This is a genomic window from Olivibacter sp. XZL3, assembly GCF_004368405.1.
GTDB lineage: Bacteria > Bacteroidota > Bacteroidia > Sphingobacteriales > Sphingobacteriaceae > Olivibacter.
Window position 1 is genome coordinate 176,097 of sequence record NZ_SBJH01000042.1, and the last position, 16,531, is coordinate 192,627.

Sequence of the window (16,531 nt, forward strand, 5' to 3'; positions counted from 1 at the left end):
TTGAGGTATCCTTTGCACTTCCTACATGGAAGACGCAAACTATTTAGAGCATCCCATGTTATACAGTAGTTTAACAGCTATCATATCGAGTTATTATGAGTACATCTGCATCTATGACCCCACTATCAGTAGTGATGAATAAATTGGCCGCTAAAGGTTATAGCGAAGAAATCACCATAAAAGAAGAAGGCGCTTATCTGGGTAATCAGGACTCGCCCGTTTACCAAGCAAAAGATTTGACAATCGTCCGCAATTATCGTTTTGAAGGCGAGAGTGATCCAGCAGATATGTCCGTATTATACGCAATAGAAACCAACGATGGTAAAAAGGGCTTTCTTTTAAATGCCTACGGCACTTATTCCGACCAAGATACCGCCTATTACGATGCTTTTATTCTGGACGTGCCCATTAACGAAAAAGCAGAATTGGAAGAATTAGGGAATTAGGGAGTAGCGTTAATAGGGAATAAGGCTTTTTAAGGCATAGAAGGTAGGATTCTTTGTTGCGGAGGTAAATTAAAGAACAAGGAGTAAGGTAAGCCTTAAGATATAGGTTGTAGTATTCTTTGCTCCAGAGTTAAACATTAACTACCAATAACGGGCAACAGGCAACAGGCAACTGACAACTAACAACTGACAACGGGCAACGCTATAAGTAAACTCCTTTTTTATCAATAAAATCCAGTACTTTATCTGGCAGAAAGTACTGTACGTTTTTGTGTTCCTTAATAGCCTTTCTAATAAAGGTCGAGGATATTTCCATTAAGGGCGTCTCCGTGAACGTTATCCGCGGATGCGCCATCCATTCATCGGCCCCGTAATTCGGTCTGGGATACACATAAATAGAAAAATCGCGTAAGATGATCTCATAGTTCTTCCACTTCTTAAGTGTTAAAAGATTGTCCGAACCCATGATTAAAACGAAGTCTTTTGTTGGGTGCCGCTCTTTCAGGTGTATTAGCGTGTCGATGGTGTAAGAAGGTTGTGGAAGGCGGAATTCAATATCATTGGCCTTGATGCGTTCGGCATCTTCCAATGCCAGATTTACCATCTCCAACCGGTCGTACATATTCAACAGGCTGTCTTTCTTTTTAAAGGGATTGTGCGGCGAGACCACCAACCATACCTCCGACAGATCGGTATAATTGGCCATATAATTGGCAATAATTAGATGACCGATGTGAACAGGATTAAATGAACCAAAAAAAAGTCCGATTTTTTGCATTCCTTAAGCGCCCTTATTTCAGAAAATCAAGCAATAATTTGGACGCCTCTTGACAGGCTCTGTCGAGATCGTCATTCTTTAAAATAACATCAAACTTGTCCGCATAGGCCAATTCTTTATCGGCCTTTTCAATGCGTTCCTTCAGCTTCTCCTCTGTATCGGTCCCTCTTCCCCGTAGTCGTTCTATCAGTACATCCAACGTGGGTGGCTGCACAAAAATGGCAAGGGCGTTATCTCCAAACTTCTTCTTCAAGTGAAGTCCCCCGATTACATCGATATCGAAAATAACGGCCTTTCCTTCCGACCAGACCCGTTCAATTTCGGCCCGTAACGTGCCATAGAAAGTCCCAGAGTACACTTCCTCGAATTCTACGAATTCCTTTTTAGCAATTCGATGTAAGAATTCCTCTTTACTTATAAAATAGTAGTCCTTTCCATCAACTTCTCCTTCCCGAGGTGCCCGCGTACTAGCAGAAATAGAAAACGAAATCTTGTCATTAAATTTTTCCAGTAACCACTTTACAATTGTTGTTTTTCCGGCCCCCGAAGGCGCGGAGAAGATAATAAGCTTTCCTTCCATCTGGCAACGACAAGTTTCTATAAAATATTCAATAACTGTTCTTTGATTTTTTCCAATTCTTCCTTCATCTGAACAACGGTCTGCTGGATTTGGGCATTGTTGGCCTTCGAACCGAGGGTATTGATCTCCCGGCCCATCTCTTGTGAGATAAATCCTAATTTTTTCCCATTAGCATCCGGTGCTGTCAAAATCTTTGCGAAATACTCGCAGTGACTTCTCAAACGCACCTTCTCTTCCGTGATATCCAACTTATCGATGTAATATATCAATTCTTGTTCAAAGCGGTTTTTATCAATATTTTCTCCCCCAACTGCTTCCACCATATAATTACTGATCCGTTCTCTGATCAAGGGAATACGTGAGGTCTCCTGTTTTTCTACGGCCGACAAAAGGTCTAAAATCGTTTGATTTCTTTTAAAGAGGTCGTCCTTAAGCACCTGGCCTTCGTCTGAACGAAATTGTTGAAACTTTTCCAATGCCAAATAAAACGTATCCAGTAAATCCTGCCATTCTTCCTCATCAGCAGCTTCTTCCGAATAGCTGATTACTTCCGGTAGATTAAGTGCTAATTCGAATATATTCTCCGTAGGATCATTTAATTCTTTGGCGATGGCCTTTAACTGGGCATAATAATTTTTAAGCAAGCTGCCATCGATCGTTGCCGCCTTCGCCGAGGCGTCCGCGTATTCAACGTTGACCGTAATATTTACCTTACCTCGTTCAATGAGCTTTGTACACTCATTTCGGAGGAAAAGTTCTTTTTCTGAGAAAGTCTTCGGCATTTTCAGATTAAGCTCCAAATATTTAGAGTTTAGCGACTTGATTTCTACTGTATATTTCGCTTTGGCACTTTCTTTGGTCCCTAAACCAAATCCGGTCATTGATTTTATCATATGCAAACTTAGATAAAATGCCTGACATTTGCGAACACGCGTTATGATATCATTAAAGCTAATGATATCAGATTGGCCCTATTAACAGCCGAAAGCTGATGGCTGACAACTGACAGTAATTAGCTAATTTAACATTTTTTAGCACTATTAGTGCAAATGATTTGTTATGTTTACCGAGGAGAAGTATGGAGCGTAAAAAACACTTTAAAAGCATATATAGCGTCGTTCTAACACTATTTTTACTCAGTTTCGGCTGCTTAGCACAAGCCCAGGAAGCCCTGGAGGGAATAGTGGTAGAGAAGGGAACCCCTAAGAGAGTAGCGGAGGCTACCATCACCAATAGGCGGACTTTGGAGAAGGCGATTTCAAATAGTGAGGGAGGCTTCGTCATTCCTGCAAAAGCAGGGGATACGCTTATTGTTACCAAATACGCCTATTCGTCTATGTATTACCGTATAACAGATCCACGGAATATTGTGGTAAGCTTAAATCCTACCATCGAACTGGAAACGGTTACCGTTACCGGCAAGACCAGAAAAGAAGAGCTTCAAGATATATTGGAAGATTACGAAAAACAGACGCCCTATGGCGCCAGTAAACCGAAAGCACTGGCCTATGTCTTTAACCCCTTGAGCGCGCTATACGGAACCTTCAGCAGGTCAGCAAAAAATGCGAGAAGGTTTAACAATTATGCACAGAACGAAATAAGGGAAACGGAAGTCGACAAGAAGTTTAACAAGTACAATGTGGGCGAAATTACCGGCCTTGAAGGGGACGATTTAATGAACTTTATGTCTCTGTATCGTCCGAGTTACGAGCAATGCAGGTATTGGAATGAATACGATATTCGAGATTATGTTAAAACGGCATTGGCAAAATTTGAGCGTGATGGCCGACCGAAAGCGGAATCCTTACCGAAAATCCCTATTCCGGAACAGCAACTTAATAAAAACGAGTATTAATCAAGGTCATTTAATCGAGTTTAAAATTAGTGTTTTATATTTAATTTTTTGGCACTTAGTTTGCGCAGGTTTAACATTATCAAATAACATTAAAATGAGCATAAAAAATAAAATAGCAGTTTTTGGTGTTGCTCTTGCTACATCGAGTATACTATTCACAAGCTGTAACACGATAAAGTCTATGAACAACACCCAGAAAGGGGCCGGTATCGGCGCCGTAGGCGGTGCGGGATTAGGTGCCCTGATCGGCAACAAAGCGGGTAATACAGCGGTAGGTGCCATCGTTGGTGGCGCACTCGGAGGTGTTGCCGGTGGCTTGATTGGTAAAAAAATGGATAAACAGGCCGCGGAGATTGAGCGGACGGTAGATGGCGCGGAAGTCGTAAAGGCCGGAGAAGGTATCATCGTTAAATTCGATTCGGGTATCCTGTTCGGCTTTGATCAGACTGCTTTGAAGCCGGAGGCCCAAACCAATATTAAAAATTTAGTCAAATCGTTAAACGACAACCCGGATACCGATATTTTGGTAATCGGCCATACAGATAATAAAGGGACAGCAGAATATAACCAAGGCTTGTCAGAACGCAGAGCCGTTGCTGTCAAAAACTATGCTGTGGCGCAAGGTTTGGCCGCTAGCCGCGTAAGAACGGAAGGAAAAAGTTTCAGCGAGCCAATCGCCGATAACGATACCGAGGCTGGACGGGCTCAAAACCGTCGCGTAGAAATTGTCATTGTTGCAAACGATAAGATGAAAGAGGAAGCCAAGCAACAAAGCTCATTATAGACTAAACATTCATTATATACTTCGAGAGTAAGCGCGTAAAAGCGTTTACTCTTTTTTTGTTTAGGTTATTAGCTTTTTAGTCCTGACCGAGCGCATCCCATTCAGGCTTACGCAACACGCTGCCGCTAAGTGGGGATATAATTGGAAATTATTTACCGTCTATGTACCTTGCAGCAAACATAACGACAAATTATTGTATACAATGGTAGCAAGACTTTTCCTCTTCATTTTATGCTCTTTGTTATCTTTTTCAGGACTAGCACAGAAAAGTAAAAAACCACCCAAGCCACAAGTCTTTGTATATGGCCATGGACCTGATGCTTTTTCCGCCGCTATGCAGGCCGCCCAGTCGGGCGTCCAAACGTATTGGGTCGTCGACTCGACGCACATCGGCGGCCATTTGATACAGGGGGAAACAAAACACATACGATCTAATCAAGGCTTAGATGTAGGAACGTGGGCCTTCCTGTTAAAGGCAATAGCCAATGTTCAACAATTATCAGACTCCGCCCTTACCGCAGCCAAGAAAAATATAGCACCAAAAATCGCTCAGAATGTATTCGAAAATAGTGCGGACACCATTAAACGCCTCGCTTATAAAAAAAATTTAACGGTTACAAAAATTGAAAAATCAGGCAAGAAATGGCAGGTAATTCTAAGTAATGGAGAAAAGATTAAAGTGAACGCTTTGGTGGACGCCACCCCGCATGCATCTCTCCTTCGGCTACTGAAGGCAAAAAATATTGAACCCAAATTACAACCGAAAAATCTCGATAAAAAAATCGACTACCATTCTTCTTTATACAGAACCGGTATTGCCGTTGCGGAGTTAGATAAGCAGCTGTTCAACATCCCTTTAAACAGTATACTGCCCGATAGCACACTACAAAATTACTTCGCGACCGCTACCACGGATCAGCTGTTCTCTTCGGGAGAGGCTAACCATACGCCTTTACTCATGCTTCGTGCGCAGGCTTGCGGAGCGGCGGCTGCATATTGCGCTTTCTTCAACACAAGTTCTGATAACATGAATGTCAGGACACTACAAGGCGAACTTTTGGCGTTTAAAAGTTTCGTGATGCCTTTTCAGGACATCAGTTTATCCGACCCTCATTATCCCCAAGTTCAGCGCGTTGGGGCTACAGGCATCCTGAAAGGCGTTTATACCGAAAGCGATGCAAAAGGAGCTTTTCTATTTCGTCCTGACAGCCTCGTCTCATCCAAAGAGATCGAGCCCATCGTTAAGCAGTTGTATACGAGAAGCCAAATATGGTTTAAAGACAAAAATATAGCCGTTTTAAAGCTAAAACATCTGCTAGATTTAATAAAATACGTCGCTAATAGGGGAGAAGAATTAAACGCGGAGGTCGAAAAAGGGTGGACAAGGCGTTTTAAATTCGAGGGCGAATATAACTTAGACGCCACATTATCCCGCCGGCAATTTGCAGTGCTGGTAGACACCTATTTACAACCCTTTCATGTACGGGTTAATCTAAAAGGCGAGTTCCAATATTAAAAAAAGGCCTGTCTAATACACCTACAAGAGGTTATTAGACAAGCCCGATTTTTCTAAAATCTCCAGCGCACAAAGGCTTCAATTGCCTCATAATCCGCTAGACCTAATTCATCGTATTTCCTGGCCGTTTCACTGGTTCTATCCTCTGCACGTACCCAGAACTCGCGTGCGTCATCTCCGGGGAATACAGGAAGATCTTTTTGCGATTGATGCTTAAAAATAGCAAGCCGCTTCCGGACGACTTCTTGTGGCGACAGTGGAACAGCCATTTCAATTTCATGAATTTCGAATTCATGCCAAGCGCCTCTGTACAACCACAACCAACAATCTTTCGTCCACTCCTCCGTTTTGCTCAAACGGGTCAATGCCTCCAGCATAATGTCAAAACAAACTTTATGCGTTCCGTGAGGATCGGCAAAATCCCCTGCCGCAAAGACCTGATGCGGCTTGATCTGTTGCAACAGCTCCATGGTTTGCAAAATGTCATCCTCATAAGAAACAACCTTTGAAAATTTACCTCTATCATAGAAAGGTAAATCCTGAAAGTGAATATTCTCATCGGGCAAGCCGGCAAACCTAGCGCCTGCTATTGCTTCCCCTTTACGGATCAGTCCTTTGATCGTACGAATTTCATCCGTATCAATTTGATTCGGCTTCTTAGCCGCTATAAACTTTCTGGTTTCAGCGTATAGCGCATCCAACTTCTCTGTCCCCAACTGCAGCGATTTTGTAAAGTCGGTAGCGAACTCGATATAACGCAGTACATCGTCGTCCCAAACCGCCGTATTACCGGAAGTTTGATAGGCAACATGCACGTTGTGCCCTTGATCGGCCAAACGGATGAATGTACCGCCCATTGAAATCACATCATCATCCGGATGTGGCGAAAAAATAATCACATTTTTCCGAGCAGGCACTGCCCGTTCCGGACGTTGACTATCGTCTGCATTTGGTTTACCTCCCGGCCAGCCGGTAATTGTATGTTGAAGCTTATTAAAAATATCAATATTAATATTGTAAACAGGGCCTTTTTCAGTAGCCAGCTGGGCCATACCGTGATTGTTATAGTCCTCTTCGGTCAATTTGAGAATCGGCTTTTTCACAGTCTGCGCAAGCCAGATAACCGCCTTCTTAATCGTTTTCGAATCCCATGTACAATCTTTCACCAGCCAAGGCGTATTGAAGCGCGTAAGTTCGCTGGCAGCGCCCTCGTCTAACACAAACTCAACGTGATCGGAAAGTTGTAGAAAGGTCGCAGGCACGTCCGAAGACATCTCTCCCTCAACGGCCTTTTTAACGATTTCTGCTTTTACCGGACTCCAAGCCATTAAGATAATCTCGCGTGCCTTAAATATCGTACCGATACCCATGGTAATTGCCTTAGTTGGCACATTTTCCTTTCCGCCAAAGTCGCGAGATGCATCCCGACGGGTAAGGTCGTCCAAAGTCACTAAGCGCGTACCAGAATTTGGAGCAGAGCCCGGCTCATTGAAGCCAATATGCCCCGTTCTACCGATACCTAGAAGTTGGAAATCCAAGCCACCTAATTCGCTGATCTTTCGCTCATACTCCATACAGTAGGCCGGTATTTCCGACTGATCAAGCGTACCGTCGGGAATGTTTATATGCTCCCTTTTTATGTCGATATGATCAAAAAGATTTTTGTTCATAAAAGTCACGTAACTCTGGGCAGAGTCGGGTTGCATCGGATAATATTCATCCAAATTAAAAGTAATAACGTTCTGAAAGCTTAGCCCTTCCTCGCGGTGAAGCCGTACAAGCTCTGCGTAAACTTGAACAGGAGTTGCGCCTGTAGCAAGACCTAATACGGCCTGCTCACCTTTTTCTTGCTTTTCTTTAATTAATGTTGCGATACGAGCAGCAACAGCTAACGAGGCTGCCTTTGAATTTTTGTAAACGCTTACGGGGAGTTTCTCGAAACGCGTTTCTTCCAATAGATTTAATCTAGCCATTTTTGAGGATAGTTTCATTTAAGGTGAGACGCAAAAATAGCGAAATATTATATACGTCCTAATAAAATAACTAGCTTTTCGGCGGATGTCACCCTTTTTGTGCAAAGCAATCGAGTGCGTAAATTAGAGCTCGCTCACAAACCTTTTAATTGATTCCGCAGGGTCAGCCGTTTTCATAAAATTTTCGCCGATTAAGAAAGCCTGAAATCCGGCTTCCTTCAACTGCCCAATAATAAGCGGATCGCTTATCCCACTTTCCGACACTTTTATAAAGGATTCCGGAATGCGATCCACCAAAGCTAAAGAGTGATCAATCGACACGGTAAAGTCTTTAAGATTCCGGTTGTTTACACCGATAGCGTCAATCGTATCGAATAAACTCGCTTCCAGTTCCTCTTCATTGTGTACTTCCAAAAGCACATTCAAGCCTAAATCCTTAGCATACTGAGCCAGCGACGCCACTTCTTCCTTGCTTAATGCCGCAGCTATTAGCAGGATAATGTCAGCACCGTATGCTTTTGCCTCAGCTATCTGGTATTCGTCAACGATAAAATCTTTCCTTAACAAAGGGATTTTCAGCACTTCTCTAGCTCTTTTTAAATCCTCCAAACTGCCTTTAAAAAAATCTGCATCGGTCAAAACCGAAATAGCTGACGCTCCCGCTGCTGCATAACCGCTTACCACCTCTTCAACAGAAACTTTGTCGTTGATGACACCCTTTGACGGAGAGGCCCTTTTATACTCAGCGATAATCCCAGTCTTGTTCGGATCCAGCACCGCATCCTTCAGGTTGTAACAAGTACGATTAAACAGTGGCTGTTGCATTAGATCAGCAATCGTCACCTTTGTTTTCGCAACAGCAAGTTCTTCCTTTTTCCTACCGATAATCTTATCCAGTATATTCATATGCCCATCGATTATTTGTTCAACCAGTTTGCAATCATCCGCTTTCCATGTTCACTAAGAACCGACTCAGGATGGAACTGCAATCCTCTTACATCATAGGTCTTATGAGACAAAGCCATGATCACCCCTTCATCATCAACAGCGGTCACTTCCAGTTCCTCGGGGAATTGCTCATGAGCCACTGCCCACGAGTGATAACGCCCGATGCGGAAACGTTCCGGCAAATCTTTAAACAAAGGTTCTGTCGATTTTAAGACCTGCAGCGGCGTGGCCGTTCCATGTACCGGCTTTTTTAAATTGAACAATTTTCCTCCGTACACTTCCGCTATTGCCTGTTGCCCAAGACAAATACCGAGAATGCTTTTTGAGGCGCCATAAGTGCGGATAACATCCATAAGCAGTCCGGCCTCTTCCGGAATCCCCGGTCCCGGAGAAAGCAAGATTTTGTCGTAAGCCGCCACCTCTTCTATATTAAATTTGTCGTTTCTAATAACCGTGCAATCCATACCGCACTCTTGCAGCAGATGCACTAAATTGAAGGTAAAAGAATCATAATTGTCTACCACCAAAATTTTGGGTTCAGTAGCAAGTTTTTTCTGCGCCATTGTTATTTATCAGCTTTTTTTATTGTCGGCATTTCGCCGGCAGCTTATTTATTTACTATTTATTGGCTGTAGGCTATAAGCAGTATGCTGTAGGTTATATACCGTATTCCCCTTATACCCTCCACCTTCCAGCCTTGGATCCTACAGCTCCTCGGCCAACGTTAACGCTTTCCTCAAAGCAGCTATTTTATTATTAACTTCATTTAATTCGCCTTCGGCTGAAGAGCCCGCCACAACACCGCCTCCAGCCTGATAATGCAATCGATTATTCTTGCTCAGAAAAGTCCGGATCATAATCGCATGGTTGAAGTCGCCATCGAAGCCCATATAACCAATGGCCCCACTGTAAAAACCACGTTGCTGTTGTTCATACCTATCTATCAATTGCATGGCCATATGCTTCGGCGCGCCGCTCAAGGTACCGGCAGGAAAAGTATCTCCCACCACATCAAAGGGATTAGCACCCTCCTGCAAAGTACCACTCACCTTAGAAACCAAGTGGATTACATGCGAATAAAACTGGGCCTCTTTAAACGATTTGACCTCCACATCCACACAATGCCGACTCAAATCGTTTCTTGCCAAATCGACCAACATCACATGCTCAGCACTTTCTTTAGGATCATTTTTTAGCGCCTCTGCCACACGCAAATCCTCTGCCGTATTTCCTGTTCTTTTGAAAGTACCCGCTATCGGATATATGGATGCTTCTTTTCCCTTGATGGTCAATTGCGCTTCGGGTGACGAACCGAATAATTTAAAATTACCATAGTCGAAATAAAACAGATAGGGAGACGGGTTCACCGACCGTAAGCTTCGGTAAACGTTAAATTCGTCCCCTAAAAATGGACGGCTAAACGCTCGGGAAGGAACGATCTGAAAAACATCTCCTCTAAAAATGTGTTCCTTCGTTTTCTCCACCAAGGCTTTATAGCCTTCATCGGTTTTATTCGAGCTTTCGTCGCCATTCAGTTCAAATTTATACTCAGGGAAATTTTTGTTTTGTATAAGGTACTGAATCTTGCTCAACCCATCCTCCTCAGGCTCACCACAATAGTGCTCAAACACATAAAGCTCATTACGAAAGTGATCAATGGCAATTACATAGCGATAGACATGATACTGCAGAAAAGGAATATTCCGCGCCTCGTCTACGGGCGTTTCCAAGGTTATATCTTCAAAATGAGCTACGGTATCAAAAGTGAAATACCCGAATAGTCCGTTCGTGATAAACTTAAACTCCTCCGGTTTATCGGCCTTAAAAGACTGACGGAATTGGGACACTTCCTCTCTTAAATTTATACTATCGGCGGGTTTACTGGATTTTTGTCCATCAGGAAAATACACTTCCAGTTGATTTTCGTTGAGACTGATCCCCGCAATAGGCGAACAACAAACATAACTCATACTATTTTCGCGACTATGGTAATCAGAACTCTCCAACAGCAGACTATTCGGAAACACATCCCTTAATCTTAAATATATACTAACCGGCGTGGTTGTGTCTGCCAATAATTTTTTAAATCTCGTTCGTAATTGATATGTGTCCGTCATTATTTATTAACCTTTTTGTAATCGTTAAGCATAAAAAAACCCGACGTTATGCGCGTCGGGTTATAAGTTTAAGGCTTTGGTTGATCAATCTATGCCATTATATGTGCTCCCGGCGCTGTTCTTAACAGGCCACCACCAGTTGCGTATAGTAGTATTGATCGTCATGATGAAGCAAACCTAATATAAAATTTTAATATTTCAAATTTTTATTCCAAAGTTAACACAAAATCAGTCAAGCGCTTAGATTCCCCAGAAAGAGATGAACCCCTTTCCTACCGCCATCTGGATAGCTATAAGTATCACAACGAGTGCAATGGTGTAAAACACGACAATGGCCTTATGTTTCGCAGATGATTCAATCGCTTTCTTAGATTTGGAGTGCCCAACGGTAATCAAAACAATCGCTATCACCATCATGCTGATGTGCTCAACTGTCCAATACCTCAAATTAGCCGTTTTCATAACGGTGCTCATATCATTAAAGCTAACCATCGAACTCATTGTATACAAAGCCAGGCCCACCAATAATTGAATGTGTGCGGAAATCAAGGTAAATAGATTCAATTTACGGTTGCCTTCGGTGTATGATTTTCTTCCTGTTAATCCGCTTATTGCTGAAATGATTGCTAATATTAACAATAGAAGAACCACATAACGTAGTCCTGAATGAAAATGTTTAAGTCCTGTATACATGTTGTTTAGTTTTTATCCTCGGACAAAAATACATCTTTTTATTGCATTTCACCTGCGCCTGGAAAATCCTCTGAATTTTCTTCTTTTCGTTGCTCCTGATCTTGACCGGGATTCCGTGTGCCAAAGCGATAAGAGAAGGTCAACATCGCTCGAGGCCCTCTCATGAAATTACGCTCAAATTCACTAAAAAACTGTGCGGTTGTGCGGGTACCTCCAAAACGGGCCTTGTTAAAGATATTCTGTACGTTCAACATGATACTGCCCTTATCTTCCAATACAGACAGCTTGAGCCCCGCATCAGCGAAGAACATACTCCTAGACGTTCCCTGAGCCATCACACGTGGGGCCATATAATTCGCTCTTACTTGCGCTGTTAATCCTTTAGTGATCCTTCCGTTCCCCGTCAGGTTCGCATCCCAGTTGAATCCGCTATTCGGATCGACACCATATTCTTCGCTCCCGCTGAACGACTGGTAGTTACCATTGAAGTTAGCCATAAAGTCGATATTTGGGTTCAATGTAAATTGCGAAATCAATTCAATGCCGGATGCGCGATTTTGACTGATATTACGGAATGTCGAATAGGTCACATTGGTTCCTGCGGCGGCTGAGTCAACGATCATTTCCACGACATCGTTCGTGATCCGATGATATATAGAAGACGTTAGATTCACCTTTCCCCACTGCTTGCTATAGGCTAGCTCCAAAGAGTGGATATCTTCCGGTCGCAAATTCGGGTTTCCCTGCCGATAATTAACAGGGTCGGAAATATCCAGGAAAGGATTTACTTGCCAGCCTCTGGGCCTGTTTACACGACGTGTATAACTTAATTGTAAGGAAGATCCTTCGGTTAACTCTTGCGTCAAATATATACTTGGATAAACACGGAAATAGTCGAGGCGGCCCCGCGTTGATCGGTCTTCCGGGGCGACATTCGGATCGTAAGAAAGGTATTCGGTATTTAAATACGCTTGTTCAGCCCTTAACCCAACCTGATACCCGAATTTCTCAGTCAACTTATTCTGATAATTGCCATACAGCGCATGGACAATGTCATCCATATTAAAATCATTTGTCAAATCGTAATCCCGCTCGTATAACCCATTCGAGGTATTTAAGGCATCCGACAATTGTTGCTCGTCGCTATAGCGGAGCGTTGTCCTATAACCTGCTTCGAGCTTTTGCTCTTTACTGAAAGGAAGCACATAATCTACTTGGATATTAACATTTTTACCGTCTTCATAGGTGTCGTTAATACGACCGGGGTCGATCACAATAGATGGGTGGGTAGCCGTTTGCTCAAAGGTTTGTATACCATCTTCCTTGCTTCTCCCGTAAGAGACGTTAGCGGTTAACTCTTCTCCTTCCCGTTTAAATTCCCGCTTAAAATCGAAGTTTACTTCATAACCCGTATCGTCTTCGTTCTGGTTGGTGTACCGCGGACTGGTTCCGATTACGGAACCTAGCGAATCGTAATAGGTATAGAAAAGGTCTTCTCTACGCATATTGTCCCGTAAATTTAAGTTGGCAGAAAGTCCTAAGGTCGTTTTCTCCGTTGCAAAAAAATCGGCGCCTAAACGAACGGTATGGCTATTTCCCGTTCTGCCGTTATCGCTGGTATTATATACCCGGCTCCCATCATTGTACGTATTGTTATTAAAACCACTTCCCGGATTGTTTCTTCTTCTATAGTTATAGCTTCCGAAGTAATTAAACTTGGAGTCGCGGTAGTTAAGGTCGAGCCCACCATTGTAATTGTTAAAAGAGCCGCCGCCCACACGCGCCATTCCATTGAATCCGGTACGGATATTTTTCTTTAGAATAATATTGACAATCCCTCCCTGTCCTTCCGGATCGTACTTGGAAGAAGGATTCGTCATCACTTCAATGCGCTGTATCGAATTTGCCGGTAAGGATTCTAACAAATTGTTGATATTACTGCCCGCTAGAGCCGACTGCTTTCCGTCGATCAAAATCCGAACATTGGTAGAACCTCGTAAACCTACATTCCCATCCATGTCTACCGAAAGCGAAGGAACATTCGCTAACAACTCAGAAGCATTCCCGCCTGCGCTCACGATACTCTGTTCGGGATTAAACACCTTTCGATCGATTCCCATTTGCATCGCAGGGGGGGTACCCTCGATCACCACTTCCCTAAGCATGGTGCTGGCAGAAGGACTTAGCTTGATGTTTCCCATCGCAACCGACTGTCCGCCATTTATACGAACTGACCGTTTTTCATAGGCATCATAGCCTACAAAGCTTACCCGTAGCATAAAAGTGCCAGCGGAAATTCCCGAAAAAGAAAACCGGCCTTGTTCATCGGTCTGTCCGCCTTTTACTGCTTGGTTCGTTTGCTGGTTCAGTAGCGTTACGCTCGCAAAATCGATCGGCTCATTCGTTACTGAGTCGACCACAACACCACTTATCTTTGCGTTGTCTTGCGCGTACAGGATGAGGGGACCTAGGCATAAGGTTAAGAAAAACACAATATTTCTTGCACATTGTAACTTCATTTGATCAATCTGTTTAGTTTTAGCTTTATCTGACGTCGTCAAAATTAACATTATCAATTAGTCTAAGACCTGTTTTTCAACAATAAGATTAACCCGTAACACCATTATTACAGTATATTTGTGGTAGCCCGGCGGCAGACCCTCCCAGAAATTCATATAGATATTTCACTTAGCAGCACCGGAACGGGTCAAGGTACTTCGCTCGCTAAGTAATAAAGAAATAGCGAAGGGGGAAGCAGGCGCCAAAGGATTAAGTAAGGGGAAATGGGGCGGACAAGCCGGAAAAAGTAGCCGCACGCTTAAGCAGGGGCCAAGCTATTCGATACTAACGGTCAGTCCTTCTTCCTTTAAGATTTTTCTATAAACATCCACCTCTGTATAAGTGCCTTCCAGCACAGCGCACTTTCCTTCATTGTGCACTTTCCACGCTATTTTTTCAGCTTGATTTTCGCTGTAATCCAAATATTTCATCAAGCAATAAATCACATGGTCGAATGTATTTATCTCGTCATTCCACAAGATCAATCGATGATACTCTTTAGTTCCTGCCAGAATTTCTTCCAGTGTAAAGGTTTCCTCTTGTACCTGCGTTTCAGCCATCTTCATCTTTCGAGCGCTATCTTCATTTCAATTTGTTCGCTGAAAAGCCCTATTAGAAATAGGCGATTCTGCTACGTAAATTATTCTAAATTAACTATGTGGATTCGTTTCGCAAAGCTAGACAAAGTTCGCCTGATATGCAAAAAATTCCTTTCAAAGCCTTAGGCCTACCTTCAATTCGCGATAAATGGCCTGCAATGCAACGCTTGTAGAAGACTTAGCAGCAAGCTATCAGATACGCTTTTCGGATATAGACCCATAAAAGGAAAAAGCTTCTATAAAGCGGCCAATAATTGGCGAAAAAAAATAACTTTGCGGTGTTAGAATGAAAAGAATATCCTCAAAATTTAAAAAATGAATATTTTATTGATTGGTTCCGGGGGAAGAGAAAGTGCTTTTGCGTATAAGATTTCTCAAAGCCCATTGGCCTCCCAACTATTTATTGCCCCAGGAAACGCAGGAACTGGCGCCTATGGAAAGAACATAGACATAAAAGCTACCGATTTTGAAGCGTTGGGCTCATTTGCATTGGAGCATCATATCGAGCTTGTAGTGGTTGGCCCTGAGGAACCTTTGGTGAAAGGCATTCATGATTTCTTTTTGGAGAATGAGCAGTTACGAAATATTCCCGTAATTGGGCCGACAGCGGAAGGAGCTCAGCTAGAAGGGAGTAAAGACTTCTCAAAGCAATTCATGCAACGCCATGGAATTCCTACTGCCGCTTCGCGCTCCTTTACAAAAGACACCTTAGAGGAAGGGCTGCAGTATTTGGAAACCCGATCGCTGCCCATCGTTTTAAAAGCCGACGGTTTAGCCGCCGGAAAGGGCGTATTAATCTGCTCGGACCTGTCAGAAGCAAAAGCAGAACTCCGTGCTATGTTGGCCGAAGCGAAATTTGGTCAGGCCAGCAACAAGGTCGTTATAGAAGATTTCTTAAAAGGGATCGAATTGTCGGTTTTTGTCTTGACTGACGGTAAGGACTATAAAATTTTACCGTCAGCGAAAGACTATAAACGCATAGGGGAAGGAGATACGGGACTGAACACTGGAGGAATGGGATCTGTTTCACCGGTCCCTTTTGCCGATGCGGCTTTTTTAAGTAAAGTCGAAAATCAAATCATTAAGCCTACCATTGATGGCCTAAGAAAAGATAACATTCATTATAAAGGTTTCATTTTTATAGGATTAATGAACGATAACGGTAATCCGTCTGTAGTAGAATACAACGTGCGGATGGGCGATCCGGAAACGGAGAGTGTCCTCATACGTATAGAAAGTGATTTTGTTGATTTGCTGTTGGGAGTGGCAGAAGAAAACTTGGCATCCAAAACCTTTCATGTGTCGGAAAAAACCGCCGCTACTGTCATGCTCGTGTCGGGCGGCTATCCCGGCAAATACGAAAACGGCAAAGTAATCAGCGGACTCGAAAACGTGAAAGAATCTTTGCTTTTTCACGCCGGCACGGCACTTATTAACGAAGAAGTCCAAACCGCCGGAGGCAGGGTGTTAGCGGTAACCGCCCTAAAAGATAATTTACTGGAAGCACTTCAACAAGCTACCGCCGATGCCGGACGAATTTATTTCGAAGGAAAAAACTTCAGACGGGATATAGGCTTTGATCTTATAAACTATTAACGAAATATGCAGGTGCAATGCGAATGCTATTGCACTTGTATACACACCCACCCACCGCACAGACTCCCTGTTCATTTTGTTCATTAT

Annotated in this window: 15 protein-coding genes; 5 read left to right on the forward strand and 10 right to left on the reverse strand. The window is 43.2% G+C overall.

The window, feature by feature from the left end; all coding sequences use genetic code 11:
• Positions 1–95: 95 nt before the first annotated feature.
• Positions 96–446, forward strand: a complete 351-nt coding sequence (locus tag EPX21_RS10135; protein WP_134089582.1) for a hypothetical protein — start codon at positions 96–98, stop codon at positions 444–446.
• Positions 447–648: 202 nt separating this feature from the next.
• Here EPX21_RS10135 and nadD read toward each other — a convergent pair whose 3' ends face one another.
• The 3 genes from nadD to EPX21_RS10150 are packed head-to-tail and all read right to left on the reverse strand — an operon-like array spanning position 649 to position 2,697.
• Positions 649–1,224 (reverse strand): nicotinate (nicotinamide) nucleotide adenylyltransferase, encoded by a 576-nt coding sequence (gene nadD, locus EPX21_RS10140; protein ID WP_134089583.1) that lies wholly within the window; start codon positions 1,222–1,224, stop codon positions 649–651.
• Between the two features lie 13 nt (positions 1,225–1,237).
• Positions 1,238–1,804 (reverse strand): guanylate kinase, encoded by a 567-nt coding sequence (gene gmk, locus EPX21_RS10145; RefSeq protein ID WP_134089584.1) that lies wholly within the window; start codon positions 1,802–1,804, stop codon positions 1,238–1,240.
• Positions 1,805–1,821: 17 nt separating this feature from the next.
• Positions 1,822–2,697: a YicC/YloC family endoribonuclease gene (locus EPX21_RS10150; protein ID WP_134089585.1), complete on the reverse strand. Its 876-nt coding sequence runs from the start codon at positions 2,695–2,697 to the stop codon at positions 1,822–1,824.
• Between the two features lie 185 nt (positions 2,698–2,882).
• On the opposite strand from EPX21_RS10150, the gene EPX21_RS10155 reads away from it, so the two are divergent.
• From EPX21_RS10155 to EPX21_RS10165, 3 genes are all read left to right on the forward strand, one after another.
• Complete coding sequence (locus EPX21_RS10155; RefSeq protein WP_134089586.1) at positions 2,883–3,659, forward strand: hypothetical protein; 777 nt, start codon at positions 2,883–2,885, stop codon at positions 3,657–3,659.
• Between the two features lie 94 nt (positions 3,660–3,753).
• Positions 3,754–4,443 (forward strand): OmpA family protein, encoded by a 690-nt coding sequence (locus EPX21_RS10160; protein ID WP_134089587.1) that lies wholly within the window; start codon positions 3,754–3,756, stop codon positions 4,441–4,443.
• A 202-nt stretch (positions 4,444–4,645) separates the two neighbouring features.
• Entirely contained in the window at positions 4,646–5,959 is a 1,314-nt protein-coding gene (locus tag EPX21_RS10165) for an FAD-dependent oxidoreductase (RefSeq protein ID WP_134089588.1), read from the forward strand.
• Between the two features lie 53 nt (positions 5,960–6,012).
• Here EPX21_RS10165 and nagB read toward each other — a convergent pair whose 3' ends face one another.
• From nagB to EPX21_RS10200, 7 genes are all read right to left on the reverse strand, one after another.
• Positions 6,013–7,932: a glucosamine-6-phosphate deaminase gene (nagB, locus tag EPX21_RS10170; RefSeq protein ID WP_134089589.1), complete on the reverse strand. Its 1,920-nt coding sequence runs from the start codon at positions 7,930–7,932 to the stop codon at positions 6,013–6,015.
• 123 nt (positions 7,933–8,055) lie between these two features.
• The gene (gene trpC, locus EPX21_RS10175; RefSeq protein WP_134089590.1) at positions 8,056–8,838 is read right to left on the reverse strand and encodes an indole-3-glycerol phosphate synthase TrpC; all 783 of its coding nucleotides are present in this window, start codon (positions 8,836–8,838) and stop codon (positions 8,056–8,058) included.
• A gap of 11 nt (positions 8,839–8,849) precedes the next feature.
• Positions 8,850–9,443 (reverse strand): aminodeoxychorismate/anthranilate synthase component II, encoded by a 594-nt coding sequence (locus EPX21_RS10180; RefSeq protein ID WP_134089591.1) that lies wholly within the window; start codon positions 9,441–9,443, stop codon positions 8,850–8,852.
• 141 nt (positions 9,444–9,584) lie between these two features.
• Positions 9,585–10,997, reverse strand: a complete 1,413-nt coding sequence (locus EPX21_RS10185; RefSeq protein ID WP_134089592.1) for an anthranilate synthase component I family protein — start codon at positions 10,995–10,997, stop codon at positions 9,585–9,587.
• A gap of 240 nt (positions 10,998–11,237) precedes the next feature.
• Positions 11,238–11,690 (reverse strand): cytochrome B, encoded by a 453-nt coding sequence (locus EPX21_RS10190; RefSeq protein WP_134089593.1) that lies wholly within the window; start codon positions 11,688–11,690, stop codon positions 11,238–11,240.
• Between the two features lie 38 nt (positions 11,691–11,728).
• Positions 11,729–14,209, reverse strand: coding sequence for an outer membrane beta-barrel family protein (locus tag EPX21_RS10195; RefSeq protein WP_134089594.1), 2,481 nt, complete (start codon positions 14,207–14,209; stop codon positions 11,729–11,731).
• A gap of 315 nt (positions 14,210–14,524) precedes the next feature.
• Positions 14,525–14,815 (reverse strand): ATP-dependent Clp protease adaptor ClpS, encoded by a 291-nt coding sequence (locus tag EPX21_RS10200; protein ID WP_134089595.1) that lies wholly within the window; start codon positions 14,813–14,815, stop codon positions 14,525–14,527.
• Between the two features lie 348 nt (positions 14,816–15,163).
• Between EPX21_RS10200 and purD the strand changes: the two genes are divergently transcribed.
• Positions 15,164–16,444, forward strand: coding sequence for a phosphoribosylamine--glycine ligase (gene purD / locus EPX21_RS10205; protein ID WP_134089596.1), 1,281 nt, complete (start codon positions 15,164–15,166; stop codon positions 16,442–16,444).
• Positions 16,445–16,531 lie beyond the last annotated feature (87 nt).

Excerpts from the sequence above, each read along its gene's own strand:
- EPX21_RS10135 (WP_134089582.1), top strand. The coding sequence starts at position 96 with ATGAGTACATCTGCATCTATGACCCCACTATCAGTAGTGATGAATAAA.
- nadD (WP_134089583.1), bottom strand. The coding sequence starts at position 1,224 with ATGCAAAAAATCGGACTTTTTTTTGGTTCATTTAATCCTGTTCACATC.
- gmk (WP_134089584.1), bottom strand. The coding sequence starts at position 1,804 with ATGGAAGGAAAGCTTATTATCTTCTCCGCGCCTTCGGGGGCCGGAAAA.
- EPX21_RS10150 (WP_134089585.1), bottom strand. The coding sequence starts at position 2,697 with ATGATAAAATCAATGACCGGATTTGGTTTAGGGACCAAAGAAAGTGCC.
- EPX21_RS10155 (WP_134089586.1), top strand. The coding sequence starts at position 2,883 with ATGGAGCGTAAAAAACACTTTAAAAGCATATATAGCGTCGTTCTAACA.
- EPX21_RS10160 (WP_134089587.1), top strand. The coding sequence starts at position 3,754 with ATGAGCATAAAAAATAAAATAGCAGTTTTTGGTGTTGCTCTTGCTACA.
- EPX21_RS10165 (WP_134089588.1), top strand. The coding sequence starts at position 4,646 with ATGGTAGCAAGACTTTTCCTCTTCATTTTATGCTCTTTGTTATCTTTT.
- nagB (WP_134089589.1), bottom strand. The coding sequence starts at position 7,932 with ATGGCTAGATTAAATCTATTGGAAGAAACGCGTTTCGAGAAACTCCCC.
- trpC (WP_134089590.1), bottom strand. The coding sequence starts at position 8,838 with ATGAATATACTGGATAAGATTATCGGTAGGAAAAAGGAAGAACTTGCT.
- EPX21_RS10180 (WP_134089591.1), bottom strand. The coding sequence starts at position 9,443 with ATGGCGCAGAAAAAACTTGCTACTGAACCCAAAATTTTGGTGGTAGAC.
- EPX21_RS10185 (WP_134089592.1), bottom strand. The coding sequence starts at position 10,997 with ATGACGGACACATATCAATTACGAACGAGATTTAAAAAATTATTGGCA.
- EPX21_RS10190 (WP_134089593.1), bottom strand. The coding sequence starts at position 11,690 with ATGTATACAGGACTTAAACATTTTCATTCAGGACTACGTTATGTGGTT.
- EPX21_RS10195 (WP_134089594.1), bottom strand. The coding sequence starts at position 14,209 with ATGAAGTTACAATGTGCAAGAAATATTGTGTTTTTCTTAACCTTATGC.
- EPX21_RS10200 (WP_134089595.1), bottom strand. The coding sequence starts at position 14,815 with ATGAAGATGGCTGAAACGCAGGTACAAGAGGAAACCTTTACACTGGAA.
- purD (WP_134089596.1), top strand. The coding sequence starts at position 15,164 with ATGAATATTTTATTGATTGGTTCCGGGGGAAGAGAAAGTGCTTTTGCG.